We start from the raw sequence: 17,863 nt of genomic DNA, 5'->3' as shown, positions 1-17,863 counted from the left end.
GCGGGCAAGCCCGCTCCCACAGGTTTTGTGTACGCCATAGACCCAATGTGGAGCGGGCTTGCTCGCGAAGAGGCCAGCGCAGACACCCGAGAATCCAACGGTTATTCCCCGGAGAACCGAAATGACTGACACACCACTCTCCCCCGCCGAGTTCGAACAGGCGCTTCGGGCGAAGGGCGCCTACTACCACATCCATCACCCGTATCACGTGGCGATGTACGAAGGCCGGGCGACCCGCGAGCAGATCCAGGGCTGGGTCGCCAACCGTTTCTACTATCAGGTGAATATCCCGCTCAAGGACGCTGCGATTCTGGCCAACTGCCCGGACCGTGAAGTCCGTCGCGAGTGGATTCAACGCCTGCTCGACCACGACGGCGCGCCCGGTGAGGACGGTGGTATCGAAGCCTGGTTGCGCCTCGGCCAAGCCGTTGGCCTGGACCCGGACCAACTGCGTTCCCAGGAACTGGTGTTGCCCGGCGTGCGTTTCGCGGTGGATGCCTACGTCAACTTCGCCCGCCGGGCCAATTGGCAGGAAGCCGCCAGCAGCTCGCTGACCGAACTGTTTGCGCCGCAAATCCACCAGTCACGCCTGGACAGCTGGCCGCAGCATTACCCGTGGATCGATCCGGCCGGTTATGAGTATTTCCGCACCCGGCTGGGTCAGGCGCGGCGCGATGTCGAGCACGGTCTGGCAATCACCCTGCAGCACTACACCACCTATAAAGGCCAGCAGCGCATGCTGGAAATTCTCCAGTTCAAACTGGACATCCTTTGGAGCATGCTCGATGCCATGAGCATGGCCTATGAACTGAACCGCCCGCCTTATCACAGCGTGACCGAGCAACGGGTCTGGCATAAAGGGATCGCCTTATGAGTTTCGACCGCAGCAAGACCCCGAGCTGGCGTCCCGGCTACCGCTTCCAGTACGAACCGGCGCAAAAAGGCCACGTGCTGCTGTACCCGGAAGGCATGATCAAACTCAACGAAAGCGCCGCGCTGATTGGTGGCCTGATCGACGGTAAACGTGACGTCGCGGCGATCATTGCCGAACTGGACGCCCAGTTCCCCGGCGTCCCCGAACTCGGTGACGACATCGAGCAATTCATGGAGGTCGCCCGTGCAGAGCACTGGATCGAGCTTGCCTGAATCAGCGGCGCTGCCATTGCCGCCCAAACCCGAGATCGGCCTGCCGCTATGGCTGCTCGCCGAGCTGACCTACCGCTGCCCGCTGCAATGCCCCTACTGCTCGAACCCGCTGGACTTCGCCGAGCAAGGCAAAGAGCTCAGCACCGAGCAGTGGCTCAAGGTGTTTCGCGAGGCACGGGAAATGGGCGCGGCGCAGTTGGGTTTCTCTGGCGGCGAACCCTTGGTGCGTCAGGACCTCGCCGAGCTGATCGCCGAGGCTCGAAAACTGGGCTTCTACACCAACCTGATCACCTCGGGGATTGGCCTCACCGAGCAGAAAATCAGCGACTTCAAGAAGGCCGGTCTCGATCACATCCAGATCAGTTTCCAGGCCAGCGATGAACAGGTGAATAACTTGTTGGCCGGTTCGAAAAAAGCTTTCGCGCAGAAACTCGAAATGGCCCGCGCAGTAAAAGCCCACGGCTATCCGATGGTGCTGAACTTCGTCACCCATCGGCACAACATCGACAAGATCGACCGCATCATCGAGCTGTGCATCGCCCTGGAAGCCGATTTCGTCGAGCTCGCCACCTGCCAGTTCTACGGCTGGGCCCAGCTCAACCGCGTCGGTTTGCTGCCGACCAGGGAACAGCTGGTGCGCGCCGAGCACATCACCAACCAATACCGGGCCAAACTCGAAGCCGAAGGTCACCCGTGCAAGCTGATCTTCGTCACCCCGGACTACTATGAAGAACGCCCCAAAGCCTGCATGAACGGCTGGGGCAGCATTTTCTTGACTGTGACCCCAGACGGCACCGCCCTGCCGTGCCACGGCGCACGGCAGATGCCGGTGCAATTCCCGAACGTGCGCGATCACAGCATGCAGCACATCTGGTACGACTCGTTCGGCTTCAACCGCTTTCGCGGTTACGACTGGATGCCCGAGCCGTGCCGCTCCTGCGACGAGAAAGAAAAGGACTTCGGCGGCTGCCGTTGCCAGGCCTTCATGCTCACGGGTGACGCGAGCAATGCCGACCCGGTGTGCAGCAAGTCGGAACATCACGGCGTGATCCTCAAGGCCCGCGAAGAAGCCGAGCACGCTACCCAGACCATCGAGCAACTGGAATTTCGCAATGAACGGAACTCACGCCTCATCGTTAAAAGCTGAACCCTTGAGCGCCCTCAAAGCCGTAGCGGCCGGCGTCGATTTCACTGACTTGTGTGTCGGCGCTCAGGGTTTGTTCTGGAATGAGTACCGCCCCGAAGATGGTGCCTGCCGAATCTGGCATTGGCGCGACAACACCGCCCATTGCCTGACCCCGCCGGGGTTCAGCGCGCGCAGTCGAGTCTATGAATACGGTGGCGGGTCGTTTTGCTTGAGCGATGATGGCGTGGTCTTCGTCAACGAGACGGATCAGCAGCTGTATCGGCAATCGTTGGCCGGTGAAATACCGCAGGCGTTGACCGTGGGTGAATGCCGTTACGGCGATCTGCAATTTGCCGGCGGGCAGGTACTCGCCGTCGAAGAGCAAGGCAATCAACATCGCCTGGTGGCCATAGATCCGGCAGACGGCAAACGTCAGCTGTTGGCCGAAGGCGCAGACTTCTACTCGGCTCCAACCTTGAGTCCGGATGCCGGGCGGTTGGCCTGGATCGAATGGAGCCGGCCGCATCAACCCTGGACCGCGACCCGCTTGATGGTCGCCGAGCGCGATGCCAACGGCGCTTTCGGCCGGCCGCGCTGCGTAGCGGGTGACGCGTCTGAAGAGTCCTTGCAACAGCCTCGCTTCGATGATGCCGGCCGCCTGTATTGCCTGACCGATCGCGCCGGATTCTGGCAGCCGTGGGTCGAAACCGGATCAGGCTTGCAGCCGCTGCCCAGCAGCGACGCGGATCATGCTCCGGCGCCGTGGCAGCTTGGCGGTTGCACTTGGTTGCCGCTTGACGAAAAGAACTACCTGGCGAACTGGACCATGGAGGGTTTCGGACGCCTGGGGCTGCGCTCTGGTGATTCCGTTGAGGATTTCACCGGCGATTACAGTCGCTTCCGAAATCTGGCGCTGGATCAGAAATCTGTCTACTGCATCGCGGCTTCACCGGTCAGCCCTTCCGCGGTGATCGCCATCAACCGTAAAAGCCATCAAGTCCGGGTGTTGGCGGGCGGAGTGGCACCGCTGCCCGCCAAGCACATCAGCCAGCCGCAAACACTGCGCTACCCCAGCGGTGCCGGCGAGGCCCATGGTTTCTTTTATCCGGCCATGACCGATGTCGCCAAACCACCGTTGCTGGTGTTTATTCATGGCGGGCCGACATCGGCGTGCTACCCGATGCTCGATCCGCGAATCCAGTACTGGACGCAACGCGGCTTCGCGGTCGCCGACCTTAACTATCGCGGCAGTAGTGGATACGGTCGCGCCTATCGGCAGGCGCTGCACCTGAGCTGGGGCGAAGTGGACGTCGAAGACGCCTGTGCGGTGGTCGCCTACCTCGCCGGGCAAGGTTTGATCGACGGCGATTACGCGTTCATTCGTGGTGGCAGTGCCGGCGGTTACACCACGCTCTGCGCGCTGGCATTTCGGGACGTCTTCAGCGCGGGCGCTAGTTTGTACGGCGTCAGCGACCCGGCGGCCCTGAGCCGCACCACTCACAAATTCGAAGGTGATTATCTGGACTGGCTGATCGGCGATCCGCAGCAGGATGCCGAGCGCTACGTCGCCCGCACACCGCTGCTGCACGCGAGTGAAATCCGCGTGCCAGTGATCTTCTTCCAAGGCGAACTCGACGCTGTGGTGGTACCGCAACAGACCCGCGATATGGTCACGGCCCTGCAGGCCAAGGGCATTCCCGTCCTGGCCCATTACTACCCGGAGGAACGCCACGGCTTTCGCAAGGCCAGCAATCAGGCCCATGTGCTGGAGCAGGAATGGCTGTTTTATCGCGAGGTGATGGAGCAGAAGAACGCCTGACCGCTGGCGGGGGACAGAGTGTCTTGAAAAGATCGCAGCCACCGGGCTGCGATCCGGGCTTGCAGCACTTGCCGTTCAACTCAGGCCAGTATTTCCAGCCCATGCTTCTGCACGATGCTCAGCAGCTTCAATGCCATCCCGCTGGGGTGCTTGTCACCCGCTTCCCACTGTTTGACCGTAGAAGCACTGGTATTCAAATAGCGGGCGAACACCGGTTGGCTGACATTGTTACGCTCGCGCAGTTGCTTGATCTGTTCGGCGGGAATCGCCTCTGGCACCTGTGCCAGGCATGTCTCATCGAACTGGCGCATGGTGGTCTTGCTGATAGCGCCGATCGACAATAATGCAGTGGCCGAGTCGTGAACCGACTCAAGGGCTTCACTCTTGAACTTCTTACTCATGATGTACCTCCACAAACTCCCTCATATCCAGCAGTTGCTGGACCTGTGTGTCACTCAACCTCTCGTAGGCTTTGGCCAACTCTCGAAAGGCAGCCAACTCCGTTTGGCTGATGTTGCTCTGGTCTTTCTTGGCAAACAGAAACTGGTAAACCCAGTACCGTCCCCCCTTGGCCAGAACAATCGAACGGTGACGGTTTTCGCTCAAGCGCTTTTTCCAGACTCCACCTCCCAGACTGTCTGCCTGCCCTTTAAGCAACTCGCGGAACGCTGACCTGAGCTCGTCATCGCCGATCCAGGCTTTGCCTGCCTGGACGGTAAAACGCCTTGTCTTGAACAGCCTGATCGTCATGGACATCCCTTCCCATTACCATACCACTCAGTGGTATATATTTACAAACCAAGCCATCCGCAGAATCAATGCGTGATGGCATCGGCAGTCCTCGCCGACTCCGCCAAAAAGCCATTGTTCTGGCAATCACTCAAGCACTGAGTAGGGTTTGGAAAATCGCTGAGACAAAAAAACGCCCCATGCCAAAAGAGTCAGGCATGGGGCGACGCGTTATACCGCAAGACGGTTAGGGAATTAGAGAAGGGCCGGTCTGTTCAGACCGCGATGCCTTTGCGACATTGAAGTTGGGCCGTGCGCACCCGGGAAAAGGCTCGGGCCAGGCGCAGGAGCATTTCGTCGATATTGGTCTTGCTGACTGTCAGCGCCGGTGTGAACCGCAGGCAATCGGGTTTCGGGGCGCTCAACAGCAAACCTTCGTACAACGCCGCGTTCACCACCGCGTCAGCCGAATCGTCGCTCAGTGTCAGCCCCCAGAGCAGCCCCTGGCCACGCAGTTCACCGTGCCCGTAACGGTTGGCCAATCGGCCCAAGCCTTCGCGCAGGTGTTGAGCGCTATCGCGAACCTGTTCGAGGAAGCCGTGATCCAGCACGCTGTCCAGAACTGCCAGCGCCGCCGAGGCCATCAACGCGTTGCCGTGATGGGTGCCATCCAGCTCGCCCGGCTCGAGGCAGCAGGCTTTACCGCGCGCCAGAAGCGCCGCCACTGGCACCCCGCCGCCCAGCCCTTTGCCCAGCACAACAATGTCGGCGCGCACGCCATAAAACTGTTCGGCGAGCAGACTGCCGCAACGGCCAATCCCGGTTTGCACTTCGTCGAGAATCAGCAAAATCCCCAACTCACGGCATAGGCGCTCGACACCTTTGAGGTAATGCCCGGTCGCCGGAACCACCCCGGCGGCGCATTGGATCGGCTCAAGCAGGATAGCTACGGTTTGCGCATCTACCGCCGCATGTAACGCAGGCAAATCATTGAACGGAACGTGGCTGAAACCCGGAAGTTGTGGCTCAAAGCGATTGTTCTGACAGTCCGACGCGGACATGGCTGCAAAGCCGTGACCATGGCAGCTACCGCTGGCGGTGATGATTCGCGATGCACCGCCACGATGCAGTTGCCCCCATTTGCGCGCCAGCTTGATCGCCGCCTCGCAAGCTTCACTGCCACTGTTGAGCAGATAAACCTTGTCGCTGCCGGTACTGGCGCACAACCGTTCGGCCAGATTGAGTTGGCCACGGTTAAGCAGACCCGAACCCGGATTGATCAGCGTTTGCGCTTGAGCGGAGATAGCTTTGATCAGCACCGATGGGCTATGGCCGAGGCTGTTGGCCGCTCCACCTTGAGTGAAATCCAGATACGCGCGGTCGTCACTGTCCCAAAGCCAGGAACCCTGACCGCGAACGAAAACTTGCAGGGGTCGCTCGACACTGGGCATCAGGCACTCGCTGGAAAGGTTGTCGTGCCTGGAAGGCCGAAAATGCTCCACCACCAGATCATCCAGGCTCGGCTGTTGGCGACGCAGGCTGAACAGGTTCATGCGCGCATTCCCTCAAGCGGCGAACCCAGCAGACGCGAAGACCAATCCTCGACGCGCCCGGTGCGTAAACGTTTGAGTGCAATATCACGCCAGCGCGAAGACAGCGCCGGGCAGTCGACGAGCTTTTTCAAACCGGCATGCTCAAGCGGCTCTCGATAAAAACAGCGCAACGCCCAGGCCACAGTCAGGCCGGGGTAACTGCGCTGGATCAGCTCGAACGGCTGATCGGCGCTGACAAAACCAGGCTTGAGAACGCGGTAGAACCAGCCGCAGCGCCCTGTATCCTGCGCCAGTTGCGGCAAGATCGGCACACCCAAGCGGTGGCTCAACCGATAACACGGTGAGCGCGGTTGGCTGACCTGCAACAACGCACCGCCCCAGCGAAACATATCGCCCAGGCACACCTGCTCTTCAGTCAGGCCGCGGGTTGAAAGGTTTTCACCGAAGGCCGGCGCGTTCCAGTCGATCTGTGGATAACGTTTGCGCCAGTAAGCGTAGTGTTCGGACGGGTAATGATGCAGGGCGCGTTCGGGGCCAGTATGAAAACGCGGATCGCCGTGTTCATCGCTGCCCAGGCCTTGCGGCCATAACCAGAGTCGATTGGCAATCCGCTGTTTGTCGGTATCGCAGATCAAACCCTGTCCGAGATTTTTTGCCTTGCCTATGTAAACACCATCAACGTAAACGGTATTCATCGCGCTTTCTGGCCCTGTAAGCCTTGTGAATGCGGTTAGACTAGGCTTCTGTCAGGCGCTGAGCCATTTCGATTTTCCAGCTTTTTCGATAAGAATTACTTATGGATTTTAAGCAACTGCGTTATTTCGTCGCGGTGTATGAAGAAGGCCATGTCGGACGGGCTGCCGAACGCCTGTCGATCTCCCAGCCGGCGCTGTCGCAGCAGATCCGCCAACTGGAACAAAACCTCGACGTGGGCCTGTTCGAACGCAGCAGTAAACGCCTGCTGCCCACCCTGGCCGCGCATACCTTGTACAACCACGCCCTGCCCTTGCTCGACGGTCTGCAGCGTGCGCGCGAGGCCTTGGGCAACTTCAAGGGCCAGGCGTTGCGCACCTTGGCCATCGGTGTGCTGCAAACCGTTCACACCAGCCTGGTACCCAAAATGCTGGAGCGTGTACGCAAGGCGCAACCGCACCTGGTGGTACAGATCTATGAACTCACGGGGCTCGAGATCGAACGTCGATTGCTCAATGGCTCACTCGATATCGGTATCAGCTATCTGCCGCCGCGCCAACCCGGGCTGCATGGCGTTTTGCTGTATGAAGATGAACTGACCCTGGTCATCCCTGCCGATCATCCGTTGCGTGAATTCAAGAAAGTCTCCATGAGTCAGGCCGCGGAGTTGCCGATGCTGTTGCTGGGGGAAGAGTTTCAGGTCCGGCAGATCTGGCAGGGACAACTGGCCAATCTCGGACGCCGCCCGCAAGTACAGGCGGAACTGAACAACATGGCGGGGATCCTCGACAGTTTGCCCCACACCAGACTGGCCACTGTCCTACCCGGCCGCTCGCAGCAGGAACACGGAAACAAGGCGCTCTTGTGGAAACCCTTGAGTGAGCCGCGGGTTCCCCTGAAAGTAGGATTGGTCTGTCGCGACGTTCAACGTCAGCAAGCGACGCTGGAGTTGCTGCGCAACCTGTTGGAAGACGTGATAAACAGCCCGGCCGGGCGGATGACGAGCCCGACGGTACTGGATGTTCAGGGCTGAACGGCAAAAACATAAATCGCAGGCAAAAGAAAACCCCGCCGAAGCGGGGCTTTGCAGACTGTTTCCCTGACATCCATTTCACTCCGCCGTCCTGGCAGAATCCTACGTGTCCGTGTTATTGCTTTGCGCTTCCTGCGCTACGTCCATGTGAAGTAGATTAGCTCTGGATCCAATCCTGGAACAGGGGAAAACAGCAGCACGTCACGTAAGCAAATGCTTACATGACGTTACACTTCTCAGAATTGCGCCGCATCCAACAGAAACAGCGACTCACTACCGGCCTTGACCGAAGCGCTCAGCGAATGAATCCGTGGCAGCAGGCGAGCGAAGTAAAAGCGTGCGGTGCCCAGTTTGCTGGCGTAGAAGTCGTCCTGCGCCTCTTTACCAAAAGCTGCCTTGGCCATCAGTGCCCACATGTAGGCGTAGGACACATAGCCAAACACTTGCAGATACTCGACCGAGGCCGCACCGATTTCGTTCGGGTTATTTTTCACACGGTCCAACAGCCAGGCGGTCAGTTCGTCCAGCGTGTCGACAGCGTCGTTCAACGGCTTGGTGAACTCAGCCAGATCGGCGCTCGCGGTAGCGGTGAAGTGACGGATCTCATCAGCAAACAACTTGTAGTACGCCCCGCCGCTACCGACGATCTTGCGCCCAACCAGGTCAAGCGCCTGAATGCCGTTGGTGCCTTCGTAGATCTGGGTGATCCGCACGTCACGCACCAGTTGTTCCTGGCCCCACTCGCGGATGTAGCCGTGGCCACCAAAGACTTGCTGGCCGTGGATGGTGGTTTCCAGGCCCAGATCCGTGAGAAATGCTTTGGCGACCGGCGTCAGCAAGGCCACCAGGTCTTCGGCGCGTTTGCGGGTGGTCAGGTCTTCGCTGAACTTGGCGGTATCCAGTTGCATGGCCACGTAGGTTGAAAATGCACGACCGCCTTCGTTCGAGGCTTTCATGGTCAGCAGCATACGACGTACGTCCGGGTGAACGATGATCGGGTCGGCGACCTTGTCTTTGTTCTGCGCCCCTGTCGGCGAACGGCTTTGCAGGCGATCGCGAGCGTATTCAACCGCGTTCTGGTAAGAGCGCTCGCCGCTGGCCAGGCCCTGGATACCGACACCCAGACGCTCGTAGTTCATCATGGTGAACATGGCCGCCAGGCCTTTGTTCGGCTCACCCACGAGGTAACCCACGGCTTCGTCGAAGTTCATCACGCAGGTAGCGGATGCCTGGATACCCATTTTGTGTTCGATCGAACCGCAGTTAGCCGGGTTACGCGCGCCGAGACTGCCGTCGGCGTTGACCATGAACTTCGGAACCAGGAACAGCGAAATACCCTTCGGACCCGCAGGGGCATCCGGCAGTTTGGCCAGCACCAGGTGAATGATGTTTTCGGTCAGGTCATGTTCACCGCCGGTGATGAAGATCTTGGTTCCGCTGACCTTGTAGGAACCGTCTGCTTGCGGTTCAGCCTTGGTACGGATAATCCCCAAGTCAGTCCCCGCGTGCGGCTCGGTCAGGCACATGGAGCCTGCCCAGACACCGGCGTACATGTTTGGCAGGTAAGCGGCTTTCAGTTCTTCGCTGGCGTGAGCGTTGATCGACAGGCAAGCCCCGGCAGTCAGCATCGGATACAGACCGAACGACAGGCTGGCGGAGTTGACCATTTCTTCGACCTGAGCCGAAACCGCTTTCGGCATGCCCATGCCACCGTAGGACGGATCACCACCGACGCCGACCCAACCGCCTTCAGCATAAGTCTGATATGCCTGTGGGAAACCTGCTGGCGTGGTGACGGCGCCGTCGCTCCAATGGCAGCCTTCTTCGTCGGCAGCACGGCTCAGCGGTGCGATGCTTTTGCTGGTGACTTTACCGGCTTCCTCAAGGATTGCCTCGACGGTCTCTGCATCGACGGTATCGGCCAGGGCGGGCAGTTCAGCCCACAGTTTGGCAACCTCGAAAACTTCATTGAGGACGAAGCGCATATCGCGCAAGGGCGCTTTGTAGTCAGCCATGGCAAACCTCGTGAGAACTTGAAAAGTGATTCGTAGGATCGGATTTCAGCAAGGTCTTGAGTGTACCCGAACAACTTTTACGATACATAGGGTCAGCTAGTGACCTATTTGTAATTTTTGGTCACTGAAAAAAAGATCGCAGCCTGCGGCAACTCCTACAGGCCCATCTGTAGTGTAGGAGTTGCCGCAAGCTGCGATCTTTCAGAGGCAGCGCTGTCGCGCAGGGAGAGGCTTGTACTCGGGCTGGTCGTTTATCCGTCTGCAGATCATTCAAACCTGCTGCTGTGAATCGCTTCGGACAATCACAGCCCATACGCTGAATGCACGTTCGCCACTAACCCGCAGCGCCTTCCATACGCACCGCACCACGGCGGCTTTGCCCGAATGCCATCACGCAGTTTCGCCCCGCGCCCTTGGCGCTGTAGAGCGCCTGGTCTGCTGATTTCAGGACTTCTTCCGGGGTCCGCTGCTCCAGTCGCTCGGCGACACCGATGCTCACCGTGACCGAAACGCTTGAGGCGCCAGAGCCCGCACGGCGTTGCCGACCTTGCTGATCGTCTTGCGGACGGCTGTCCTGATTGCGCAACTGAATGTTGTAGGTGGCAATCGACTCACGGATGACTTCCAGGTGCGGCATGCACTCTTCGAGCGTTTTGGCGGCGAACACCAAGGCAAACTCCTCGCCCCCGTAACGATACGCCCGGCCACCGCCGCCGATCTTCGACAACTTGCTGGCCACCAGTCGCAACACCTGGTCACCGACATCGTGCCCGTGGGTGTCGTTGAATTTCTTGAAGTGGTCGACGTCGCTCATCGCCAACACATAGTTGCGGCCCAGACGCTGCATGCGCTCGTTCAAGGCGCGACGACCCGGCAGGCCCGTCAGTTCATCACGAAAAGCCATTTGATAGGCTTCGTGGGCGACCGCCGCGGCAATCATCAACATCACCTGACTGCACATGATGTTCAGGGTGAACGGCAGGATGAAGGTCTTGGGCAACATCCAGAACAGTCCGAGCAAGCCCACCAATTGCGCCGCATGCAACGGCCGCGGGTTGCGCCAGTATTGATAGGCCAACAGCAGAAAGGAGGCGAAGAACACCGGATACGACAACTGGATCAAACTCATCCAGGCACCATGCAATGCCGGCCAGCGTATTTCCGACAGCCACATCAGCAACGCTTGTGGGTAACTCTGCTCAAGCCCCAGTGCAACACTGCCGAATGCCAGCAGTACGGCGAAGCGGGCAACCATGTCCTGAAACAGGTGGGTACGTTCCTGCCAGGCAGCAAACAGCCCGTACAGCAAAGGCAGCAGCAAACAGCAGAGATGGAAAACTACCGCCGCGTCGTCACGCACCTTGCCGTAATCACGGTAGTAATCGGTTTGGGTATCGAGCAGGAAGTAGGCGATGTACACCGTGACCATCAGAAACAGTTCACGTTGACGTCGGTAAACCGCGCAGTACGAACCACCGAGCAACAGCACCAGGGTTGGCAGCACGTTGAACAGTGAGGTGAAAAAGACGTTGAGATCCTTGACGTAGGCAGCCGCGAGCCCCGCGAGCAACAACAGTAGTGAGGGTAAAAAGTGACTGAGACGTACAGCGGAAGAACGCGGCAAGGGTAGAGCTCCGGCCCGGCAAATCAATGGATGGCATTGTGCCTGCATTCCTGACAATTAAGCACATGCAATGTGACGCCCATCACACCGCACACTCTTTAACGGCAGCAAAAGCGTTCTACTTAGCGTTTTAGTCGGGAATATTTGCAGCCATTTTCAGCGGGCAGAAAAAAGCCGCTGCTCCCGAAGAAGCAGCGGCTGTTTGAAGCGCTCCGCAGGACTTAGTAGCCCAGTGCGAAGTCTTCTTCTTTCATGTCCATCAGGTTGTTAGCGCCCGACAGCATGGTTGCAACGTGAGTGCGGGTACGTGGCAGGATGCGCTGGAAGTAGAAGCGCGCGGTCTGCAGCTTGGCGGTGTAGAACGCCTCTTCGGTGGTGCCGGCAGCCAGTTTCTCGGCAGCCAGGCGCGCCATGTCAGCCCAGAAGTAGGCCAGGCAGGCGTAACCGGAGTACATCAGGTAGTCCACCGACGCAGCGCCGACTTCCTCGCGATCTTTCATCGCGGCCATACCGACCTTCATGGTCAGCTCGCCCCATTCCTTGTTCAGTGCAGCCAACGGCTCGACGAACTCTTTGACCGCTTCGTTGCCTTCGTTGGTCTGGCAGAACTTGTGGACGATCTTGGTGAAGCCTTTCAGAGCCTCGCCTTGAGTCATCAGCACTTTACGGCCCAGCAGGTCGAGCGCCTGGATACCGGTGGTGCCTTCGTACAGCATCGAAATACGGCTGTCGCGAACGTTCTGCTCCATGCCCCACTCGGCGATGAAGCCGTGGCCGCCGTAGATCTGCACACCGTGGTTAGCGGATTCAAAGCCGACTTCAGTCATGAAGGCTTTGGCGATCGGCGTCATGAACGCCAGCAGTGCGTCGGCTTTCTTTTTCTCTTCTTCATCCACGCCGTACTTGACGATGTCGACCTGCTTGGCCGTGAAGTAAACCATCGCACGGTTGCCTTCGGCGAATGCCTTCATGGTCAACAGCATACGACGTACATCAGGGTGAACGATGATTGGGTCAGCGGCTTTGTCCGGCGCTTTCGGGCCAGTCAGGGAGCGCATTTGCAGACGATCGCGAGCGTATTTCAGACCGCCCTGGAAGCCGATCTCGGCGTGTGCCAGACCTTGCAGAGCCGTACCCAGACGCGCGGTATTCATAAAGGTGAACATGCAGTTCAGGCCTTTGTTCGCCGGGCCGATCAGGAAACCGGTGGCCGCGTCGAAGTTCATCACGCAGGTGGCGTTACCGTGGATGCCCATTTTGTGTTCCAGGGAACCACAGGTCACGGCGTTGCGTGCACCGATGCTGCCGTCAGCGTTCGGCAGGAACTTTGGAACGATGAACAGCGAAATGCCTTTGGTACCAGCAGGCGCATCCGGCAGGCGAGCCAGAACGATGTGGACGATGTTGTCGGCCATGTCGTGTTCACCGGCCGAGATGAAGATCTTGGTGCCGGAAACTTTGTAGGAACCATCAGCCTGAGGCTCGGCCTTGGTGCGCAGCATGCCCAGGTCAGTGCCGCAATGTGGTTCGGTCAGGCACATGGTGCCGGTCCATTCGCCGGACACCAGTTTGGTCAGGTAAGCCTCTTGTTGCTCAGGCGTACCGTGCTCGGAAATGGTGTTCATCGCGCCATGAGACAGGCCTGGGTACATGCCCCACGACCAGTTGGCTTCGCCGACCATTTCGCTCACAGCCAGACCCAAAGACTCCGGCAGGCCTTGGCCACCATGCTCTACGTCATGGGCCAGGCTTGGCCAGCCACCTTCGACGAATTGTTTGTAGGCTTCTTTGAAGCCAGTCGGGGTCTTAACGCCAGACTCGCTCCAGGTGCAGCCTTCGGTGTCACCCACGCGGTTCAGCGGAGCCAGCACCTGCTCACAAAACTTGGCGCCTTCCTCGAGAATGGCGTCAACCATGTCCGGGGTAGCGTCCTGGCAAGCCGGAAGGCTCTGATAGTGCGCTTCGTAGCCAAGCAGTTCGTCACGAACGAAGCGAATATCACGCAAGGGGGCCTTGTAGTCAGGCATAGCGATAAACCTCTGCTGATGTAACCGGGAATGAACGACCGCAATGAATTGTTGTGGCGGTCAAACAGTTGTTTGAAACATACGTTTACGCCGAAATCTTGTCAAGCGTCGATCTTTTGCCGTTCGTCATGCCCCATGTGAATAGCGCGCACGCAAAGGCCCGCAGCTGGTGCGCAAGGCAACAAACCGTGTAGGAAAGATTAGTTGAACGAGAAGGACGTGCCTGACAGAACACCGCGCCAAGGGCGGTGTTCAGGTAAATAGGTTCAGCGAGGGATCAAGCGAAAGTATCGATCAATGTACCGAGCATTTCGTCAGAAGCCTTGGCGACTTTGACGCCCAGCTCTGCCTGGATTTTGCCTTGGGACATATCAACCATATTACTGGCCAGATTCGATTGCTGGCTGCGATCGACCGAGCGCAAGCGATCGATCTGAGCGTCGGAGGACTGGCTGGAGGCCGAACGATCGACTGTGGTGCCGGCGATCTGGCTGGCCGCCTGATCGACACGGTTCTGCCCAGCCTGAATAGAACTCAGGCCTGCATAAAACGCGGTGCTTCCCGAAATGTCCATGGCACAACTCCATCCTGCAAAGGATAAACAGCGCCCATTGAACCAGAGACACCGACAAAAGGCTCGATAAAAACACTAATGGCACAGTGCCTTGTCATAGGTAAAACCTAGTCCAGCAAATCCAGCTGAAGATGCTCCGCCACCGCTTCTGCCGTGACCAGTTTGAGTTTCGGCACCCGCCCCAGACACGGAGCCGGCAGCCGTTCTGCCAACGTGGCGAGATTCTCTTCCAGCCGCGACGTCTTGGGGTCAATGATATTGGCCACCCAACCCGCCAGTTGCAAACCGTCCTGGGCAATCGCCTCGGCTGTCAGCAACGCGTGATTGATGCAGCCCAGACGCACACCCACCACCAGAATCACCGGCAACCCCAGCGCCATTGCCAGATCCGAGAGATTGTCCTGATCAGCCAACGGCACTCGCCAGCCACCCGCACCTTCGATCAAGGTGAAATCGGCCTGCTTGTCCACTATGTGCCGCATCGGCACCAGCAACGACTGGACCGTCAGTGCGAAACCCGCCTCACGTGCCGCCAGATGCGGTGCAATGGCCGGCTCGAAGGCCACCGGATTGACCTCGGCATAGGTCAGCGGCAACGAACATTGCGCCAACAGCGCCAACGCGTCGGCATTACGCAATCCTTTGGGTGTCACCTCGCAGCCAGAGGCCACGGGTTTCCCGGCCGCCGTACTCAACCCCGCCAACCGCGCGGCGTGTAACAAGCCGGCGGCGATGGTGGTCTTGCCGACGTCGGTATCGGTACCAGTGATGAAATAGGCTGCGCTCATAGTGGCTTCTCCAACACGGCGTAAACCACCTGATAAGTCGCGGGCAGCCCTTGCGCCTGACGAAATTGCTCATAGGCGTCGATCAACCCCATGATCCGCGCCCGCCCTGTCAGCCCGCCCGGCCGACCAGGATTGAGATTATGCGCACCCAAGGCCTTGAGTTCGTGAGTCAGGCTACGCACATCCGGGTAATGCAGTACGTGCGGGCAACTTTGCAGACTGATCACGTTCATGCCGCTGGCCGCACACAGTTGTTGATACGTGCTGAACTCACGGAAGCGATTGACGTGCACCAGGCCATCGACCTGACGCCAACTGTCGCGCAACTCATACAGCGTACCCACGCAAAGACTGGCAAACGCCAACACACCGCCAGGTTTCAGAACCCGATTGGCCTCGCTCAGCACCGCCCTGAAATCGGCGCACCACTGTACCGCCAGGCTGGAAAACACCAGGTCGCAGCTTGCGTCCTGCAACGGCAAGCGCTCGGCATCGCCGGCAATGAAATGTGTCGCACCGCCCAAGGGCCGCGCGTGCTTGAGCATGCCTTGCGCGATATCCAGCGCCAGCCCTTCGCTGGCGTTGAAGCGCTCACCCAGCACACGACTGAAATACCCAGTGCCACAACCCAGATCCAGCCAGCGAGCGGGTGATCGATCTGCCGGCAAACGCCCCAGCAATTCACTGCCGACAGCCCGCTGCAATTCGGCAACACTGTCATAGCTGGCCGCTGCACGGGAAAAGGATGCCGCGACCTGACGCTTGTCAGGCAAGCCTCCGGGCAGGTTGGGAAGGGCTAAATCAGTCATCACCGGACTCATGCAAAAAGGCCTGGATAGCCCCCGCCACACCGTGGGGATCTTCCAGAAGAAACGCGTGACTGGCCTGTTCAATCAGACCAATTTCGACATCGGGGAGTAACACCAGTAGCTCACTGGCGGCTTCGGCAGGAACCAACCCGTCGAGCCCGGCGAACAGATGCAATTGCGGACCTCGAAAAGCCTGCAAGGCTTGCCGATTGTCCAGTTGTGCGAGCACTTCCAACCCGCTCATCAACTGCGCCTGCGGGGTATTCGGCGCACCCGCCAGCAACAGACGCGACAACCCGCGCGGGTCTTCGGCACCTTGGGCGCAGAGCAGGCTAAAGCGCTTGAGGGTCATGCGCGGGTCCACGCTGCACCCCGCCAGAAACGCATCGAAGGTCTCACCCGGCATGGCGCTCGACCACTCGGCATGCGCCACAAAAGAGGGGTTACTCGCCAACGTCAGCAAACCGCAGCAACGCTCGCCACGTCGAGCCGCGAGCTCTGAGGCGAGCATCCCGCCGAGCGACCAGCCACCGAGCCAGGCATCTTTGGGCAAAGTCGAATCCAGTTCGTCTAGCCATTCATCGAGGTCGCTCGACTCCAGTTCCGGCAGTGGTTCGATCTCGACGCGCAGGTGTTCGTCCAACCCCTGCAAGGCCGCTGCCAAAGGCTCCAGCGGCGAAATGCCGAGTCCCCAACCGGGCAACAGAATCAGACGATCACGCATGGTTCGGCTCCGCTCCCAGTTGCTGAAGACAATCGGCCAGACCTTCTAACAATAGCTGCACCTGCGCTTCGCTGTGCGCCGCTGTCAGGGTCACGCGCAAACGTGCACTGCCGGCTGGCACGGTGGGTGGGCGGATCGCGGTCACCATCAGTCCGCGCTGACGCAGCATCTGCGAAAAAAGCATGGCGCGCCCGGCGTCGCCGATCATGATCGGCTGGATCGGCGTAGCGCTGTCCATCAACTCCAGACCCATCTGTTCGGCGCCTTTTCGGAATTGGCGGATCAGCACGTTCAAGTGCTCGCGTCGCCAATGTTCGCTGCGCAGCAACTCAAGACTTTTCAGGGTCGCACACGCCAGCGCCGGTGGCTGGCTGGTGGTGTAAATGTACGGTCGGGCGAACTGGATCAGGCTTTCGATCAGGTCATCGCTGCCCGCGACAAACGCGCCCGCGGTGCCGAACGCTTTGCCCAAGGTGCCGACCAAGACCGGCACATCCTCCAGACTCAAACCGAAGTGCTCGACGACTCCACCGCCATTGGCGCCCAAGGGACCAAAGCCGTGGGCATCATCGACCATCAGCCACGCGCCTTTGGCCTTGGCCTCGCGAGCCAGCGCCGGCAGGTCGGCGATGTCGCCGTCCATGCTGAATACCCCGTCGGTCACCACCAGCGTATTGCCGGTAGCCTTCTCCAGACGTTTGGCGAGACTGACGGCATCGTTGTGTAAATAGCGATTGAAACGTGCGCCCGACAACAACCCGGCATCCAGTAGCGATGCATGATTGAGCCGGTCTTCGAGCACCGTGTCGCCCTGCCCGACCAGCGCCGTGACCGCACCCAGGTTAGCCATATAGCCGGTGGTAAACAGCAGAGCACGCGGGCGCCCTGTCAGGTCGGCCAAGGCTTCTTCGAGCGCGTGATGCGGGCTGCTATGGCCGATCACCAAGTGCGAAGCACCGCCACCGACACCCCAGCGGGCGGCACCGGCACGCAAGGCTTCAATCACTTGGGGATGATTGGCCAGGCCCAGGTAGTCGTTATTACAGAACGCCAGCAATGGCTGGCCATCGACCACCACTTGCGGACCTTGTGGGGTTTCCAGCAAGGGACGCTGGCGATAGAGATTTTCGGCACGACGGGCAGCGAGACGTGTGGCGAGATCGAAAGACATGCAGGCCTCGCGAGTGGAAATGGGGCATCCCC

The 17,863-nt window shown here is 59.4% G+C and carries 17 protein-coding genes; 5 read left to right on the top strand and 12 right to left on the bottom strand.

Annotated features, from left to right (window positions below):
- Window positions 1–121 precede the first annotated feature (121 nt).
- From pqqC to AC1RJ3_RS07415, 4 genes are read left to right on the top strand one after another with little or no spacing between them, the layout of a single operon-like run.
- Window positions 122–874 carry a pyrroloquinoline-quinone synthase PqqC gene (gene pqqC, locus AC1RJ3_RS07430; protein ID WP_054594331.1) on the top strand — a complete coding sequence of 251 codons (753 nt, stop codon included), beginning with the start codon at window positions 122–124 and terminating at the stop codon, window positions 872–874.
- Entirely contained in the window at window positions 871–1,146 is a 276-nt protein-coding gene (gene pqqD / locus AC1RJ3_RS07425; protein ID WP_103315900.1) for a pyrroloquinoline quinone biosynthesis peptide chaperone PqqD, read from the top strand. Before pqqC ends, pqqD begins: the two co-directional genes overlap by 4 nt.
- Window positions 1,118–2,293 carry a pyrroloquinoline quinone biosynthesis protein PqqE gene (gene pqqE, locus AC1RJ3_RS07420; RefSeq protein ID WP_103315899.1) on the top strand — a complete coding sequence of 392 codons (1,176 nt, stop codon included), beginning with the start codon at window positions 1,118–1,120 and terminating at the stop codon, window positions 2,291–2,293. The genes pqqD and pqqE overlap by 29 nt, the downstream gene beginning before the upstream one ends.
- Complete coding sequence (locus AC1RJ3_RS07415; RefSeq protein ID WP_493078187.1) at window positions 2,259–4,091, top strand: S9 family peptidase; 1,833 nt, start codon at window positions 2,259–2,261, stop codon at window positions 4,089–4,091. The genes pqqE and AC1RJ3_RS07415 overlap by 35 nt, the downstream gene beginning before the upstream one ends.
- An 80-nt stretch (window positions 4,092–4,171) precedes the next feature.
- On the opposite strand, the gene AC1RJ3_RS07410 is transcribed toward AC1RJ3_RS07415, so the two are convergent.
- The 4 genes from AC1RJ3_RS07410 to AC1RJ3_RS07395 all read right to left on the bottom strand — a co-directional run bounded on the left by AC1RJ3_RS07410 (window position 4,172) and on the right by AC1RJ3_RS07395 (window position 7,068).
- A complete protein-coding gene (locus AC1RJ3_RS07410; protein ID WP_103315897.1) occupies window positions 4,172–4,492 on the bottom strand; it encodes a helix-turn-helix domain-containing protein in 321 nt (106 codons plus the stop codon).
- Entirely contained in the window at window positions 4,485–4,841 is a 357-nt protein-coding gene (locus AC1RJ3_RS07405; RefSeq protein ID WP_054594336.1) for a type II toxin-antitoxin system RelE/ParE family toxin, read from the bottom strand. Before AC1RJ3_RS07405 ends, AC1RJ3_RS07410 begins: the two co-directional genes overlap by 8 nt.
- A gap of 254 nt (window positions 4,842–5,095) precedes the next feature.
- Window positions 5,096–6,373: an aspartate aminotransferase family protein gene (locus AC1RJ3_RS07400; protein WP_493078185.1), complete on the bottom strand. Its 1,278-nt coding sequence runs from the start codon at window positions 6,371–6,373 to the stop codon at window positions 5,096–5,098.
- A complete protein-coding gene (locus tag AC1RJ3_RS07395) occupies window positions 6,370–7,068 on the bottom strand; it encodes an MOSC domain-containing protein (protein WP_054594338.1) in 699 nt (232 codons plus the stop codon). The genes AC1RJ3_RS07400 and AC1RJ3_RS07395 overlap by 4 nt, the downstream gene beginning before the upstream one ends.
- A gap of 101 nt (window positions 7,069–7,169) precedes the next feature.
- Here AC1RJ3_RS07395 and AC1RJ3_RS07390 point away from each other — a divergent pair, with 101 nt between their 5' ends.
- Window positions 7,170–8,099 (top strand): LysR family transcriptional regulator, encoded by a 930-nt coding sequence (locus AC1RJ3_RS07390; protein WP_103315894.1) that lies wholly within the window; start codon window positions 7,170–7,172, stop codon window positions 8,097–8,099.
- Window positions 8,100–8,335: 236 nt separating this feature from the next.
- Here AC1RJ3_RS07390 and AC1RJ3_RS07385 read toward each other — a convergent pair whose 3' ends face one another.
- The 8 genes from AC1RJ3_RS07385 to bioF all read right to left on the bottom strand — a co-directional run bounded on the left by AC1RJ3_RS07385 (window position 8,336) and on the right by bioF (window position 17,831).
- Window positions 8,336–10,114 (bottom strand): acyl-CoA dehydrogenase C-terminal domain-containing protein, encoded by a 1,779-nt coding sequence (locus AC1RJ3_RS07385; RefSeq protein ID WP_347928174.1) that lies wholly within the window; start codon window positions 10,112–10,114, stop codon window positions 8,336–8,338.
- Between the two features lie 334 nt (window positions 10,115–10,448).
- A complete protein-coding gene (locus AC1RJ3_RS07380; RefSeq protein WP_493078181.1) occupies window positions 10,449–11,738 on the bottom strand; it encodes a GGDEF domain-containing protein in 1,290 nt (429 codons plus the stop codon).
- 221 nt (window positions 11,739–11,959) lie between these two features.
- Window positions 11,960–13,765 carry a phenylacyl-CoA dehydrogenase gene (locus tag AC1RJ3_RS07375; RefSeq protein ID WP_123581216.1) on the bottom strand — a complete coding sequence of 602 codons (1,806 nt, stop codon included), beginning with the start codon at window positions 13,763–13,765 and terminating at the stop codon, window positions 11,960–11,962.
- 277 nt (window positions 13,766–14,042) lie between these two features.
- Window positions 14,043–14,339: a hypothetical protein gene (locus AC1RJ3_RS07370; protein ID WP_054594343.1), complete on the bottom strand. Its 297-nt coding sequence runs from the start codon at window positions 14,337–14,339 to the stop codon at window positions 14,043–14,045.
- A 107-nt stretch (window positions 14,340–14,446) separates the two neighbouring features.
- Entirely contained in the window at window positions 14,447–15,127 is a 681-nt protein-coding gene (bioD, locus tag AC1RJ3_RS07365) for a dethiobiotin synthase (protein ID WP_103315890.1), read from the bottom strand.
- Window positions 15,124–15,936, bottom strand: a complete 813-nt coding sequence (gene bioC, locus AC1RJ3_RS07360) for a malonyl-ACP O-methyltransferase BioC (RefSeq protein ID WP_123581219.1) — start codon at window positions 15,934–15,936, stop codon at window positions 15,124–15,126. Before bioC ends, bioD begins: the two co-directional genes overlap by 4 nt.
- Entirely contained in the window at window positions 15,929–16,660 is a 732-nt protein-coding gene (locus AC1RJ3_RS07355) for an alpha/beta fold hydrolase (protein ID WP_493078178.1), read from the bottom strand. Before AC1RJ3_RS07355 ends, bioC begins: the two co-directional genes overlap by 8 nt.
- Window positions 16,653–17,831 carry an 8-amino-7-oxononanoate synthase gene (gene bioF, locus AC1RJ3_RS07350; protein ID WP_493078176.1) on the bottom strand — a complete coding sequence of 393 codons (1,179 nt, stop codon included), beginning with the start codon at window positions 17,829–17,831 and terminating at the stop codon, window positions 16,653–16,655. The genes AC1RJ3_RS07355 and bioF overlap by 8 nt, the downstream gene beginning before the upstream one ends.
- Window positions 17,832–17,863 lie beyond the last annotated feature (32 nt).

This window comes from Pseudomonas sp. GW822-FHT04C11 (assembly GCF_058800905.1).
Note: the sequence above shows the minus strand (reverse complement) of the source record. Positions and strands in the feature narration are given on the sequence as shown.